This is a genomic window from Flavisolibacter nicotianae (assembly GCF_003628535.1).
In the GTDB taxonomy this organism is placed as follows: domain Bacteria; phylum Bacteroidota; class Bacteroidia; order Chitinophagales; family Chitinophagaceae; genus Flavisolibacter; species Flavisolibacter nicotianae.
Window position 1 is genome coordinate 773364 of the sequence record NZ_RBCI01000001.1, and the last position, 12833, is coordinate 786196.

Annotated in this window: 16 protein-coding genes; 7 read left to right on the forward strand and 9 right to left on the reverse strand. The window is 52.7% G+C overall.

The genetic code is table 11. From position 1 onward, the window contains the following. Positions 1-14 precede the first annotated feature (14 nt). The 4 genes from trmB to D6024_RS03365 are packed head-to-tail and all read left to right on the forward strand — an operon-like array spanning position 15 to position 1721. Entirely contained in the window at positions 15-725 is a 711-nt protein-coding gene (trmB, locus tag D6024_RS03350) for a tRNA (guanosine(46)-N7)-methyltransferase TrmB (RefSeq protein WP_121352935.1), read from the forward strand. Then, complete coding sequence (locus tag D6024_RS03355; protein WP_121352937.1) at positions 706-906, forward strand: DUF5522 domain-containing protein; 201 nt, start codon at positions 706-708, stop codon at positions 904-906. Before trmB ends, D6024_RS03355 begins: the two co-directional genes overlap by 20 nt. 7 nt (positions 907-913) lie before the next feature. Next, on the forward strand, positions 914-1306 hold the full coding sequence (locus D6024_RS03360; protein WP_121352938.1) for an MGMT family protein: 393 nt from the start codon (positions 914-916) through the stop codon (positions 1304-1306). A 34-nt stretch (positions 1307-1340) separates the two neighbouring features. Then, positions 1341-1721 (forward strand): hypothetical protein, encoded by a 381-nt coding sequence (locus tag D6024_RS03365; protein ID WP_121352940.1) that lies wholly within the window; start codon positions 1341-1343, stop codon positions 1719-1721. 23 nt (positions 1722-1744) lie between these two features. On the opposite strand, the gene D6024_RS03370 is transcribed toward D6024_RS03365, so the two are convergent. The 5 genes from D6024_RS03370 to D6024_RS03395 form a co-directional block, all read right to left on the reverse strand. Further along, entirely contained in the window at positions 1745-2788 is a 1044-nt protein-coding gene (locus tag D6024_RS03370) for a sensor histidine kinase (RefSeq protein WP_121352942.1), read from the reverse strand. 214 nt (positions 2789-3002) lie between these two features. Continuing rightward, positions 3003-3794, reverse strand: coding sequence for an anti-sigma factor (locus D6024_RS03380; RefSeq protein ID WP_121352947.1), 792 nt, complete (start codon positions 3792-3794; stop codon positions 3003-3005). Continuing rightward, complete coding sequence (locus D6024_RS03385; RefSeq protein WP_121352949.1) at positions 3791-4327, reverse strand: RNA polymerase sigma factor; 537 nt, start codon at positions 4325-4327, stop codon at positions 3791-3793. Before D6024_RS03385 ends, D6024_RS03380 begins: the two co-directional genes overlap by 4 nt. 72 nt (positions 4328-4399) lie before the next feature. Continuing rightward, complete coding sequence (gcvH, locus tag D6024_RS03390; protein ID WP_121352952.1) at positions 4400-4777, reverse strand: glycine cleavage system protein GcvH; 378 nt, start codon at positions 4775-4777, stop codon at positions 4400-4402. Positions 4778-4886: 109 nt separating this feature from the next. Further along, complete coding sequence (locus D6024_RS03395) at positions 4887-5234, reverse strand: hypothetical protein (RefSeq protein WP_121352954.1); 348 nt, start codon at positions 5232-5234, stop codon at positions 4887-4889. Between the two features lie 49 nt (positions 5235-5283). Between D6024_RS03395 and D6024_RS03400 the strand changes: the two genes are divergently transcribed. Then, on the forward strand, positions 5284-5757 hold the full coding sequence (locus tag D6024_RS03400) for a GNAT family N-acetyltransferase (RefSeq protein WP_121352956.1): 474 nt from the start codon (positions 5284-5286) through the stop codon (positions 5755-5757). A gap of 370 nt (positions 5758-6127) precedes the next feature. On the opposite strand, the gene serS is transcribed toward D6024_RS03400, so the two are convergent. Beyond that, positions 6128-7396 (reverse strand): serine--tRNA ligase, encoded by a 1269-nt coding sequence (serS, locus tag D6024_RS03405; RefSeq protein ID WP_121352958.1) that lies wholly within the window; start codon positions 7394-7396, stop codon positions 6128-6130. 506 nt (positions 7397-7902) lie between these two features. Here serS and D6024_RS03410 point away from each other — a divergent pair. Together D6024_RS03410 and D6024_RS03415 are read left to right on the forward strand one after the other, a co-directional pair. Then, entirely contained in the window at positions 7903-8424 is a 522-nt protein-coding gene (locus D6024_RS03410; protein WP_121352960.1) for a GNAT family N-acetyltransferase, read from the forward strand. A gap of 79 nt (positions 8425-8503) precedes the next feature. Next, positions 8504-9139 (forward strand): hypothetical protein, encoded by a 636-nt coding sequence (locus tag D6024_RS03415; RefSeq protein ID WP_121352962.1) that lies wholly within the window; start codon positions 8504-8506, stop codon positions 9137-9139. Here D6024_RS03415 and D6024_RS03420 read toward each other — a convergent pair. From D6024_RS03420 to D6024_RS03430, 3 genes are all read right to left on the reverse strand, one after another. After that, complete coding sequence (locus D6024_RS03420) at positions 9129-10505, reverse strand: aldehyde dehydrogenase (RefSeq protein ID WP_121352964.1); 1377 nt, start codon at positions 10503-10505, stop codon at positions 9129-9131. The two genes, D6024_RS03415 and D6024_RS03420, sit on opposite strands and share 11 nt — an antisense overlap. Before the next feature lie 101 nt (positions 10506-10606). Then, positions 10607-11470: a serine hydrolase gene (locus D6024_RS03425; RefSeq protein WP_121352966.1), complete on the reverse strand. Its 864-nt coding sequence runs from the start codon at positions 11468-11470 to the stop codon at positions 10607-10609. Continuing rightward, positions 11467-12816, reverse strand: a complete 1350-nt coding sequence (locus D6024_RS03430; protein ID WP_121352968.1) for an amidohydrolase — start codon at positions 12814-12816, stop codon at positions 11467-11469. The genes D6024_RS03425 and D6024_RS03430 overlap by 4 nt, the downstream gene beginning before the upstream one ends. Positions 12817-12833 lie beyond the last annotated feature (17 nt).

Here is a 12833-nt window from a genome sequence, read left to right on the forward strand (position 1 = left end):
TTGCAGCTTTTTTTATGGGTCAGAAGAAATTGGTACGCTTTGCCGAACTGGAAACCTTCTCCAACGTGCTGCAATACCCGGAAGAGGTCCAGGGAACCTGGAACGGCTTTTTTGAAAACCGCAACCCGATCGTTTTGGAACTGGCCTGCGGCAAAGGCGAGTACACCGTTGGTCTGGCCGGGATGTTTCCGGCCAAAAATTTTATCGGCGTGGATAAAAAAGGCAACCGCCTGTGGGTGGGCGCCAAAAAAGCCATTGCCCATCACCTGCGCAATGTTGCTTTCCTGCGCATCCAGATCGAGCAGATCGAGCAATATTTTGCCAACGAAGAAGTGGACGAGATCTGGATCACCTTTCCCGATCCCCAACTGCGCACGTCCAAAGCCAAGAAGCGCCTTACCCATCCCCGCTTTTTGCGCAGCTATTTCCAGATTCTGAAGCCGGGCGGAAAAATCCATTTGAAAACCGACAGCCCCGACCTGTACAACTTCACGCACAGGGTGATCAACATGTATGGCTGCCACCTGCACCGTGATATCCCGGACGTGTATGCCGAACCGGGCATCCCGCCGGAGCTGCACATCAAAACGCATTACGAAGCCCTGGATATTGCCGGCAGCAAACGGGTGCACTACCTCTGTTTTTCGCTGCCTGAAAGCCTGCCCTCGGCGCTGCTCGACAAAACCCTGCAGGAACAATTGAAAAATGAAACAGACCTGGACTGAAGGCGAGGATTATTACGTGGACGGAAATGGCCGCGTGGTACTGACGGCTGCCTGGTTGCAGGCAAGAGGCTACTGCTGCGGCAACGGCTGCCGCCACTGTCCCTATGCCTACGAAGCCGTACCGGAACCGGGGCGCTCCCGCTTGTTGGAAAAACGCGGTAACTTGAATGCCGATAACTAACCCATTCATGCCAACCAGAAAAAGCATCGACAGCGAGCCGTTAAAAAGCATCAAGCCTTCTGGCAAGAAAGACGAAAGTTTTTTTGAACAGGTGTTCGAGGTGGTGCGGCTGATTCCAAAAGGACGAGTGACTTCTTACGGCGCCATTGCTGCGGCCCTGGGTACCAAACTTTCGGCCCGCATGGTGGGCTGGGCCATGAATGCGTCGCATCTTACAAAGCCCAAAGTGCCGGCTCACCGCGTGGTGAACCGCAATGGCCTTCTTTCCGGCAAAATGCATTTTCGCTATCCCGAACAAATGCAGGAGCTGCTCGAAAAAGAAGGAGTCAGGGTTGTGGACGACAAGGTCCAGGACTTCGACAAACGGTTTTGGGATCCGGCAAAAGAATTACTCTTGTAAATAAAAAATCAATACGATTAAACCAACCTGCCCCATGAAAAAACACCTTCTCCTGCTGGCTGTTTCCCTTTTCGTTTCCCTGTTCCTTTCTGCCCAGGCGCCAACGGCAAAAGCCGTTCAATACGGCAAATACGGCTGCACCGCATCGACGTACAAAAACGGCTATTACGAATTTTTGCCCAAAGGTTCGTTTGTCCTGGCCAAAGGCGGTTCGTACACCTACCTGGGTTTCAGCAAGCCCAGTTCGGGCACCTTCAAGGTGGATGGGGCCAGCGGCGTGATTTCGTTCAGGGGCGGTTATTTCGATAAAGGTGTTGCCACGCCGATTGAAGGAAAGCCAAACCGCTACTACCTTGTTTTTCCAACGATAGCCGGTGGCCGGTGGACCTGCGGCCTGACCGAGGAAAAGAAATAACCCGGGATTGCAGCCTTTTTGGATCAATTCAGCGAAATCGTAAACACCGACCCCTTGCCGGCGCCTTCGCTGGTGGCGGTCAGGTTCCCGTTGTGGTGCTTGATGATCTTGCGGGAAAGATAAAGCCCGATACCGGTGGAGGGTTCACCAGCCGTGCCCTTGCGGCCGTTTTTGGTAAAGCGGTCAAACAGCCGTTCCGCTACTTCCGGTTCAAAACCCATCCCCGAATCCCGGATGTCGATAACCGTTTTTCCTTTTTTCTGGTAGAGCGAAAATTTGACTTCTGTTCCTTCAAAAGAAAACTTGATGGCATTGCTGGCCAGGTTTTTCAACACCTGCGAGAAAAGTTCCGGCTGCACTTCGATCGGGCCAGTGTACGCCACTTCTTTTTTGAGCGTAATGCCCTTCTGCCGGGCCGCCTGTTCAAAGCTGACCAATGTTTCATCGATCAGCTGAACCGGGTTGATCTTGTTATACTGGCTGCTGGCAAAAAAGAGGTGATCCTGCCGTAAAATATCCAGGATGTTCTCCAGCAGTGCCGATTGTTCTTCGGCCGACTGGTAGATCATGTCGGCGATTTCACTGACAGAGGTGTGGTCGCGGTGTGTTTTCAACAGCCGGCTAAAGGTTTTTACATTTCGCAGCGGGATTCGCAGGTCGTGCGACAGCAAAGACGTAAGGTCCTTTTTTTCTTCCAGCAGGTCGTTCAATTCGGTCAGCGTAAACTGCACGTTTTGCATCAACTGCCCGGCCTCGTCCAAAAAATGGGTTGGCAGGCTGGGAAGGGTTCGTTTCAGGCGGTAGTCGAAAAGGGCTTTCTTGCTTTTGCGCAGGGGCTGGAGCAAGCCATTCAGAATATACAGCGTCGCTCCTGTGGCGAGGAGTGTCATCAGCAGCGTGATACCGATCACCGACCATTTATTGATGTTGTCGGGTTTGAAGAGCACAAACACAATCAACCCGATGAGCGGGATGTGAATACCCAAAAAAGCGATAAACAAAAATTTGAAGGTGTAGCTCTTCGCCAGCGGCCTGACGGCGGAAAGGCGCTCGTAAATTGTTTTCATGGTACGTGAGTGGACGTGGAAAAACTGTAATGTTAGGCAGGAAACGCCATGCCAGCAAGTATTTCAGCGTTTGTTGCACGATTTTCTTTCAGCCCTGCACAAACCTGAAACAAGAAGGCTGTCCCGAAAGACAGCCTTTGGATAACCAACTATTGCGAACAGGTGTGGAAACATCCATCCTGTTATCCTATACGTTGAATAAAATTTTCCGGATTTAGAGTTTTCCCACCACGTAGGCCTTGCCTTCGGGCACTTCGGGATTGGGCCGGCCGCGTCGTTCCAGCGTGATGGCAAAGGCCTGTGCTTTTTGCACATTCTTCATTTTGACCAGAAGGCGTTTTTCCTTCACGTCGAAGTCAAACACACCGAGGTCGATGGGTTTTCCGTCGAGCAGGGCCCAGAGTTGGTACTGCTGATCCGAGGTGGGTTGCGGCAGGTTGTTGATCAGCATGTACACGTCTTTGGTCCCGGTGGTATCCCAAAAAACAGTGGTTTGGGCCTGCGGTGCCATCTCCGTTCCTTTCAGGGCCACCGTTTTCATTGGATGGCGCAGGATGTCGGCATCCTGCTGCAACAACTGCAACGCTGCGGTGGACTGCTGCAACTGTTTTTCCATCGTGGCTTGCCGTGCTGCCAGGTCTTGATATTTTTCGTTGGTGGAGTACGCCCAATACGCCGCACCGGCCAGCAGGAGAAGGGATGCTGCGGCCACCCATTTCCACGGGTTCAGCCGGCGCACGGGAGCTTCCGTCATCCCGGCCACGCCATCGTCTTCCACCACAGGCGGGGCGATCTGCTGCAGTAGCTTTTCTTTCACGAATGCCGGCGGTGCCGGGGCTTCCTGCATTAAAGCTGTTTCCAGTGAACGTTCAAACGAATCGCGGGCTTCGGCCACTTCCGGATGGGACGCACAGATCTGCTCGAACTCCTGGCGTTCGGCTTCCGTGGCCATGCCCAGCACATAGCTTTCGATGATACCGCTGTTTATGTATTCTTTTACGTTCACTGCAAGAGGCTTCTTAATTGTGTTAATGCACTCCGGATGCGGGTCTTTACGGTTCCCAGCGGAATGTCAAGGGCTTTGGCAATCTGTTCATGCGTGTAGCCCTGGAAATAGGACAGGTCGATGAGCAGGCGCTGTTCGTCTTTTAATTTCCCCAGCACTTTTTTCAACCCGTAATCGTCCATACCCGGCCTTTCGCTGGTATACACCGTCTCGCCGTCGAGCAGGGGCAGCACCCGGCTGCTTTGCTGAAAGCCCTTGGAGCGTGTCTTGTCGATGGCGGCATTGCGGGCAATGTTCAGCATCCAGGTAAACAGGCGGCCCTTGCTTTCATCGTACTGCTCTATTTTTCGCCAGATGTTGACAAAAATTTCCTGCAACACATCGCTGCTCACGTCCGTATCCACCACCACCTGCTTCACGACATTGTACAGCGCTCCGGCATAATGATCGTACAGGTAACTGAATGCCTGTTCGTCCTTGCGCCGAAGAGCTGCCACCAGCTCCCGCTCATCGTATGTCTGCGTCGTGCCCAATAGTTGGTTCAGAGTGGATGCCGTACGACACCGGTTTCAAATACGTAAAATTGTTTCGTTTTGGATTGAGCCCTATGCCACCAAATTCTGGTAAGCCGTCGTGTCCATCAGCGAATCGGCATCGGATGGATTGGCCAGCCGCATGCGGATCATCCAGCCTTCGCCGTATGGATCGTTATTCACCAATTCGGGATTGTTGTTCAGTGTGGGATTCACTTCCGTGATGGTACCGGCCAGGGGCAGGTAAAGATCCGATACGGTCTTCACGGCTTCCACGGTACCAAACACATCGCCGGCGTTCATTTCCTGGCCAACGGTTTCGATTTCCACGTACACGATGTCGCCCAGCTCGTGCTGCGCAAAATCGGTAATGCCAATCACAGCCTCATCGCCTTCGATACGGATCCATTCGTGGTCTTTCGTGTAACGCAAGTTATCGGGATAGTTCATATTGTGAATTTAGGTTGCAATATTAACCACAGTTTTACAGGAATGAAAAAGATTTCAACCGGACGGAAACCTTACGTCCGGCGGCGACGGCAAAGCCGTCTGTCTCCATTCAAATCACATCGTTGTTTTGAAAGTAGAGAAGGATATGGTCTTTGAGAAAATTCTCCTGCTCAAAGGGATTCAGTTCCGGCATGGCTTTGAGCTGCCGGAAGTGCGGCCACCCGTCTTCGTCTACCCGCTCCAGTTCGTAATAGCCACTCGGCAGCAGCACCGTGCAAACGGCCACGTGCATCAGGTCCTGCTTTTGTTCTTTGGTAAATTTTTCCCGTATGTCGCCCAGCTCCTGTATGCCGATCAGGAACAAAATGGATTCCACGTCGGGTTTTTTCCCAAACCGTTCCAACAGCTTTTCTTCCAGTTTCCACCACCGGCTTTGCAGGTCATCACTAAAATTCATCTTTGCATTGTTTAAATCGCGAAGTTAGACCTCTGCAAATTCTTTCAGCATGGAATGGACAAAAGACAATTATTGCATCAGCACCGACAAGAACAAGATCAACCTTGCGTATGTCCATGCCTTTCTCAGCCAGTCGTACTGGGCGCAGCACATTCCTGTTGATGTTGTGCGCCGGTCAATCGACGGTTCGCTTTGCTTTGCCCTTTTTTACCAGGGCGAACAGATCGGCTTTGCCCGTGTCATTACCGACGAAGCCACCTTTGCCTACCTGGCCGATGTGTTTGTTGACGAGCGTTATCGCGGCCGGGGCCTGAGCAAATGGCTGATGGAAATTATTCTGCAGTACCCGTCGCTGCAAGGCCTGCGGCGTTTTTTGCTGGCCACGCGGGACGCACACGGTCTTTACCGGCAGTTTGGATTTGCACCGCTCACCTTCACCGACCGCTGGATGCAGATCCACCAGCCGGACGTGTACAGCAATCCTGCCTTCAAAGTCTTCCCAACCCCTCCGGTAAAGGGGTAACCGGCGCACAATGGCCGGTCTGAGAAATGTTTTTCAATTCGGAAAGAATTCCATCTCTTGAAGGGATGGAATTCTTTGTTGTGTTGTGATCCGAACGCTGAAGAGTGCGACGCAACAGGTGTTCAATCGACGTTCTGTCGCTGGTGCCATAAAAAATATTTCGCTCCTACGGAGCTTTATTCTCTTTACTACTCTTTCTTTCTATTAACACGATGCCCCTCTGGGGGCAAAAGAAAAGCCGTTGGCGGGGACGCCGAACGGCAGCAAAAAGCCTCCACCAAAATGACTGATGGAGGCTTTGAAATATCGTGCAAAAGCAAGGGTCTGTGTAAATGCCACTCCCCTCCTTCAGGAGAAAGTTGGGGTAAGGTTAAATCATCTCCCCGCCAAAATATCCTTGCAGCACCTGCGGCAGCCGGATGCCATTTTCGTCCTGGTTGTTTTCCAGCAACGAAGCGAGGATCCGGGGCAGGGCCAGCGAACTTCCGTTGAGGGAGTGTGCCAGTTGTGTTTTACCATTGCCGTCTTTAAAGCGGATCTTCATGCGGTTGGTCTGGAAGGCTTCGAAGTTAGAAACGGAACTTACCTCCAGCCATTTATCCTGGGCGGCGCTGTATACTTCAAAGTCGTAGGTCAGGGCAGAGGTAAAGCTCATGTCGCCGCCGCACAGCCGCAGGATGCGGTAGTGCAGGCCGAGTGATTGAATGAGTTTCTCCACATGGGACACCATTTCTTCCAGTACGTCGTAGCTTTTTTCGGGGTGCACCAATTGCACGACTTCCACCTTGTCGAACTGGTGTACACGGTTCAGGCCACGAACGTCTTTGCCATAGCTTCCGGCCTCGCGGCGGAAGCAGGGTGTGTAGGCCGTCATTTTAACGGGCAGGTCGGCCTCCTTCAAAATTACATCGCGGTAAATATTGGTCACCGGCACTTCGGCTGTCGGGATCAGGTACAGGTTGTCGCCGGTTACGTGGTACATCTGTCCTTCTTTATCGGGTAACTGCCCGGTGCCGTAGGCTGTGGCTTCGTTTACCATGTGCGGTGGCAGGTATTCGGTATAGCCCGCCTGCGTGTTGTATTCCAGGAAGTATTGGATCAGGGCCCGCTGCAGTTTGGCACCTTTGCCTTTGTACACCGGGAAGCCGCTGCCAGTGAGTTTGTTGCCCAGTTCAAAATCAATGAGGTCGAATTTTTTGGCCAGTTCCCAGTGCGGCACGGCGCCGGCGTAGAGTTCAGGCTTACTGCCGCCGGTGCGAACCACTTCATTGTCTTCCGGCGTTTTTCCCTTGGGCACTTTCACCGACGGAAGATTGGGCAAACGAACCAATAGCTCGTTCAGCTGCTTTTCGGTTGCCTCCAATTCTTCCTGCACGGGACCCAACGTCGTTTTCAGGGCCTCGACTTCTTTTTTCTTGCCCTCGGCTTCTTCTTTCTGGCCCCTGGCCATCAGTCCGCCAATTTCTTTGGAGGCCGCATTGATCTTGCCTTTTGTTTCATCAAACTGAAAGGTCAGTTTCTTGCGGCTGTCGTCCAGGGAAATGATCTGGTCCACCAGCTCCGGCTCCTTGAAATTCTTCACTGCCAAACGTTCTTTGACTTCCGTGGGATTGTTGCGCAAAACGGCCAGTTGCAGCATAGGTCTGAAAATTTTAAGGGGGCAAAGATAACGATGGCTACCGGCCCCCCCAAACCACGCCGGAGGAGCGGCTTTGCAGGCACAGACCTATTAGGCCCCTCGATTCCCGAGGGGGAGTGGTGGCCTCCCCAAACCCCTCCAGGGAGGGGCTTACAACCGCACAGACCCTTGCTTTTGCACGATACTTCAAAGCCTTCATCAGTCATTTTGATGGAGGCTTTTTGCTGCTGTTTGGCGTCCCCGCCAACGGCTTTTCTTTTGCTCCGAAGGCGCGACATATTTTTCTTTTGCTACCAGCGACAGAATAACTATTAAGCTCCCGTTGCGTCGCACTCTTCAGCGCTCGGAAAACTAATGGGCAAAAAAGAATGCCATCCCTTCAAGGGATGGAATTCTTCGATAAATAAAATCACCTTGCCCAAGCGGATCCTGTGCGCAGAAACTCCCTCTCCTTGAGGAGAGGGTTAGGGTGAGGTGTCTGGAGATGGCCGGCTGTATATTCGCACATGGACTTTACCCTCCGCTATGCCACCCGTAACGACGCAGAGCTGATTGCCGACATTAGCCGGCAAACGTTTTACGATACGTTTGCGGCCGACAACACTGAAGAAGACATGGCCAAGTTCCTGGACGAGCAGTTTACCAGGGGAAAGCTGATGATGGAGGTGGGCTCGCCGGAAAACAGTTTCCTGCTGGCCTACAGCGGCGAAGACGTTGCCGGCTACATCAAACTCCGCGAAGGCAAAAAGCTAAAGGCGCTCGAAGGGAAACAGGCGCTGGAGATCGCCAGGATTTACGTGGTGAAAGAATTCATCGGCAAAGGCGTTGGCAAACTGCTGATGCAGACCGCTCTTGATATTGCCAGGCAAAAAGAAAAAGATGTTGTCTGGCTTGGCGTGTGGGAGCGAAACCAGCGTGCCATTGCTTTCTATACATCCTGGGGATTTGAAAAATTTGACGAGTGCGACTTCCTGCTGGGCGACGATTTGCAAACGGACTGGCTGATGCGGAAAGATCTTCCCGCCTGACGATCGTCGTTTTTTTTGGTGAGGCCGGTCATAGGATGCACGTGTTTAATTGCACTCCTTTGTTGGACAATACAACGTCATGAAAGGATTAGCCTTCCTGTTGTTTGTCCTGGCAGCCGGGTGTTCCTCGTCGAAGATCCTTTCCTCCTGGACGGCTCCCGAAGCCGGCAGCAACAGTTACCAGAAAATTTTAGTGGCCAGCATTCTTTCCAATGAAGACAGCCTTCTGCGGCGGCAAATGGAATCACATGTCGTCGGCGATCTGCAGGCGCTTGGGTACAAGGCCGTATCCTTTCACCAACAATTTGATGCAAATGACTTTCGCAGCATCCGGTACGACAGTGCCCGCGCACTCTTTCAGCGCGAAGGCATCGATGGTGTCATCACGGTCAGCCTGCTGGCAAAAGAAAAACAATCGGTCTATGTTCCCGATAAACCGCCACTGCCGGCAGAACCGCCGCAACGAACGGACTTCTGGGATTATTACACCCGTGTGCGGGAGGCGATTGGCAGGCCGGGTTATTACGTCAACTCCACGGAATTGTTTTGGGAAAGCAATTTTTACGACCTCAGCTCCCTCGCCCTTCTCTACCATGTGCACTCCAAATCGTTCGACCCTTCCTCCACGCAAAAGCTGGCCCACGAGTATGGAAAGCTGATCGTGGACGACCTGCAAAAGCGTTCGGTGCTTACCGCCAAAAAGCTCAGCGAATGATCTTTTTAAACCATTTCAGCTTGCCCTGGAACGGCGGGTACCGGATGGCCGGATCGAACCAGGTCGGTGTCTTCATCACGCTTTTCCGGTGACTGAAAACGTCGAAGGAAAAGCGGCCATGATAGGCCCCGATGCCGCTGTTGCCACGGCCGCCGAACGGCAGGTTGAAATTGGTGAGGTGCCAGGAGGCATTGTTCACGCAGCCGCCACCGAAAGCAACCGCTGTCAGCCACCGTTCTTCTTTTTTCGTGCTGCCGGTAAACACATAAAAGGCCAGGGGATTGGCGTTTTGTGCGATGACGGCTTTGGCTTCCTCGAAGGTGTTGAAGGAGAGAACCGGCAGCAGGGGACCAAAAATCTCTTCTTGCATAACGGGAGCGCTGCAATCGGAAATTTCCAGCAGGGTCGGTTCGATGTAGCCGGCGGCAGCGTCGTGTTTACCCCCGTGTAAGATCGTTCCTTGCTGCAGGTAGCCTACCAGCCGGTTGAAGGCTTTTTCATTAACGATCTTCCCGTAGTTGTAGCTGCCCGAAGGATCGGCGGTAAAAAAATCAGCGATCGTTTTTTTCAGGGCGTCGACAAGTTCGTTCTTCACACTTTGGTGTACCAGCAAATAATCCGGCGCCACGCACATTTGTCCTGCATTCGAAAACTTGGTCAGGGCAATGCGCCTGGCCGCCACTTTCAGGTTGGCATCGCTCTCCACCACGCAGGGACTTTTCCCGCCCAGTTCCAGTGTCACCGGCGACAACTGCCTTGCCGCCATTTCATAAATGTTCTTCCCTACCTGCGTGCTGCCGGTGTAAAACACATGATCGAAACGGAAATTGTTCATCATCTGCGGCACCACCTCTGCCCCGTTGCCTTCCACGTAAAGAATGTACTGTTTGGGAAACGTTTCTTCGATGATCTTTTTCATCACCGCTGCTGTTGCCGGTGCAAACTCGCTTGGCTTCAGCACAACGCAGTTGCCGGCGGCAATGGCGCCTGTCAGCGGTGTAAACAGCAATTGCAGGGGATAGTTCCAGGGACCGATGATGAGCACCACACCCAATGGTTCTTTGTAAATCGAGCTTTTGCCGGGCAGGTTGAGTAAATTGGTTCCAACCGTTTCGGGCTTCATCCAGCGTCGAAGATGCTTCAGCGTGTGCCGGATCTCGGCCTGCAAAAAACCTATCTCCGTCACCCAGCTTTCTTCCCTGCTTTTTTTCAGGTCTGTATGCAAAGCCTGCATCAGTTCTTCTTCGTGTTTGGAGACCGCATGGCGCAAGTCTTCCAGTGCCTTTTTGCGAAATGAATACTCTTTCGTCGCACAGGTGGCAAAGAAGGTTTTTAACTGCTGAAGATTTTGTAACAGGTGTTGCATGATGCGGTTTTGAACCATGGAGGCACAGGGCCAGGATTTAAACGGAGATTGCCTGTGATCCTATATGTCTCCGTGCCTTCGTGGTTCAATCATTCTCAAAGCTACTGAAAGCGCTCCCACACCAGCTTCGACAGCTTGCGTGTCAGCACCCAGGCTTCATTGTTCTCCGTCCAGCTCTTGTCTTTGTTGTTTTTGGTGCACACGCAAAAAACATAGCGTGCCCCGTGCCCGTTCACAAACATCACTTCGCCGCGGCTTTCGTCCACGGCCCCGTTTTTACTGGCCACGAAAACATCGGATGGAATTTGCGAAACCGCCTGCTCATCCCAATAGTTGCGTCCCAGCAACCGAAGCATTCTTGCGCTCCGCTCCGGGTTGATGATCTCACCGTTGGAAATTTTTTCCATCACTGTTGCCATTTCTCTCGGCGATGTTTGTCCCCAGCCATACACACTGCGGGCCGTTTCCCTTCCAGGTGTGCGGGAATTCACCCTGGTATGGATAAAGCCCAGGCTGTCCAGGATCTCATTGATGCGGGTGCCTTTACCGGCAAGGCTTTGGAGCCAGAGGGATGCCGTGTTGTCGCTCATGGTCAGCATCAGCATCATCACTTTGCTCAACTCGATCTTTTCATCGCTTTTGAAAGAGCCCAGGATATCCACGCCTTCATAGAGCAGCGAATCTTTGTAGGTCAGGGTTTGGTGATAATCCAGCTCGCCCCGGTTCAGCTTATCCATGATCCCGACAAGAATGGGAATTTTCACCATGCTGGCGGTGGGAAAAACCGAATCGGCATCGATGGCCACCGTCTTTCCGTTTTTCAGGTTTTTTACGTACACGCCGATGTTGCCACCAAAGCCCCTGATCAGCTCTTCCATCTGTCGTTGCAGTTTTTTATCCCGCTTTTGCGCCGGCGCCTGCAGTCCCAGACAGAGGACGGCAAAAAAGAAAATAACTGTTCTCATCGTACGGGTTTATCTTTTTTGGTGGACACACTGCTCTTGTTCGATCCGGCGGTTTGCATATAGTCGGTCACGAGGTACAGAAAAGCTTTGATGCCGGTTTGCATTCCGCTTTCATCCACATAAAAATCGGGTGTGTGGTGCGAAGGCGTTTTCTTCGGGTCTTTTCCCTTGGGCATGCCGCCAAGATTAAAAAACAGGGCCGGCACTTTTTCTCCAAAGAACGAAAAATCTTCGGCGCCCATCTTTGCCGGAATGGTCGATACGTTGGTTGCACCCGCTGCCTTTTGCAGGGAAGGGAGCATCTTCGCTGTCAGTGCTTCGTTGTTGAACGTAACAGGGTAGTGTGAGCTGTACGGCGCTTCCACTGTTGCCGTGGCGCCCATGGCTTCGGCCGTATTGGTCACAATCGTTTTGATGCGGGCTATCTGGAAATCTTCCTGTGCTTTGGAAAGGGAGCGGATGGTTCCCAGCATGGTGACTTCTTCGGGAATAATGTTGGAACGAACGCCACCGTTAATGGCGCCGATGGTAACCACGCCGGCATTCTCGGTAACATCGACATTGCGGCTGATGATGGTTTGCAGGGCATTGATGATTTGCGCCGAGGTCACGATCGGGTCGACCGAATCCCAGGGTGCCGCGCCGTGCGACTGCCGGCCTTTCACCGTGATCTTCATGTCGCTCACACCGGCGTAAAAGCCACCGGGGCGATACGTGATCTTGCCTACCTCGGTTTGCGCATTGATGTGCAGGCCAAACATCACGTCTACCTTCGGGTTGTCCAAAACGCCTTCTTTGATCATCAGTTCCGCACCGCCTTCTTCTCCCTTGGGTGATCCTTCTTCCGCCGGCTGAAACACAAATTTGATAGTGCCATTGAGGTCCGCTTTGTTAGCCGCCAAAATTTCGGCAACGCTCAGCAGCATGGCCACATGCGTGTCGTGCCCGCAGGCATGCATCACGCCAACCTGCTGGCCGTTGTATTCGGTTTTGACTTTCGAGGCAAAGGGAAGGTCGCCTCTTTCCACGACGGGCAGGGCATCCATATCGGCACGAAGCCCGATCACAGGACCCGGCTTTCCTCCTTTCAGGATTCCCACCACGCCGGTATGCGCCACGCCTTCTTTCACCTCGATGCCGAGGGAGCGCAGGTGGTCAGCAATCAACTTGGCTGTTTTGAATTCACGGTTGCCCAGTTCCGGGTTTTCGTGGAGCTGGCGGCGCCAGGCAATGCATTTGGATTCGATTTTGGCAGCCGATGTACTGATAACGCTTTCCCAGTTCTTTTGCGCCGGAGACTGCAGGGAAAGAGCAGCCAGTGCACAGACGGCAATCATTTTCTTCATTGATCAAGTCTTTGCAG

Coding starts and splice junctions, on each gene's coding strand:
- gcvH (WP_121352952.1), bottom strand. CDS start 4,777: ATGAACTATCCCGATAACTTGCGTTACACGAAAGACCACGAATGGATC.
- D6024_RS03365 (WP_121352940.1), top strand. CDS start 1,341: ATGAAAAAACACCTTCTCCTGCTGGCTGTTTCCCTTTTCGTTTCCCTG.
- D6024_RS03360 (WP_121352938.1), top strand. CDS start 914: ATGCCAACCAGAAAAAGCATCGACAGCGAGCCGTTAAAAAGCATCAAG.
- D6024_RS03420 (WP_121352964.1), bottom strand. CDS start 10,505: ATGCAACACCTGTTACAAAATCTTCAGCAGTTAAAAACCTTCTTTGCC.
- D6024_RS03395 (WP_121352954.1), bottom strand. CDS start 5,234: ATGAATTTTAGTGATGACCTGCAAAGCCGGTGGTGGAAACTGGAAGAA.
- D6024_RS03400 (WP_121352956.1), top strand. CDS start 5,284: ATGGAATGGACAAAAGACAATTATTGCATCAGCACCGACAAGAACAAG.
- D6024_RS03355 (WP_121352937.1), top strand. CDS start 706: ATGAAACAGACCTGGACTGAAGGCGAGGATTATTACGTGGACGGAAAT.
- D6024_RS03370 (WP_121352942.1), bottom strand. CDS start 2,788: ATGAAAACAATTTACGAGCGCCTTTCCGCCGTCAGGCCGCTGGCGAAG.
- D6024_RS03415 (WP_121352962.1), top strand. CDS start 8,504: ATGAAAGGATTAGCCTTCCTGTTGTTTGTCCTGGCAGCCGGGTGTTCC.
- serS (WP_121352958.1), bottom strand. CDS start 7,396: ATGCTGCAACTGGCCGTTTTGCGCAACAATCCCACGGAAGTCAAAGAA.
- trmB (WP_121352935.1), top strand. CDS start 15: ATGGGTCAGAAGAAATTGGTACGCTTTGCCGAACTGGAAACCTTCTCC.
- D6024_RS03410 (WP_121352960.1), top strand. CDS start 7,903: ATGGACTTTACCCTCCGCTATGCCACCCGTAACGACGCAGAGCTGATT.
- D6024_RS03430 (WP_121352968.1), bottom strand. CDS start 12,816: ATGAAGAAAATGATTGCCGTCTGTGCACTGGCTGCTCTTTCCCTGCAG.
- D6024_RS03425 (WP_121352966.1), bottom strand. CDS start 11,470: ATGAGAACAGTTATTTTCTTTTTTGCCGTCCTCTGTCTGGGACTGCAG.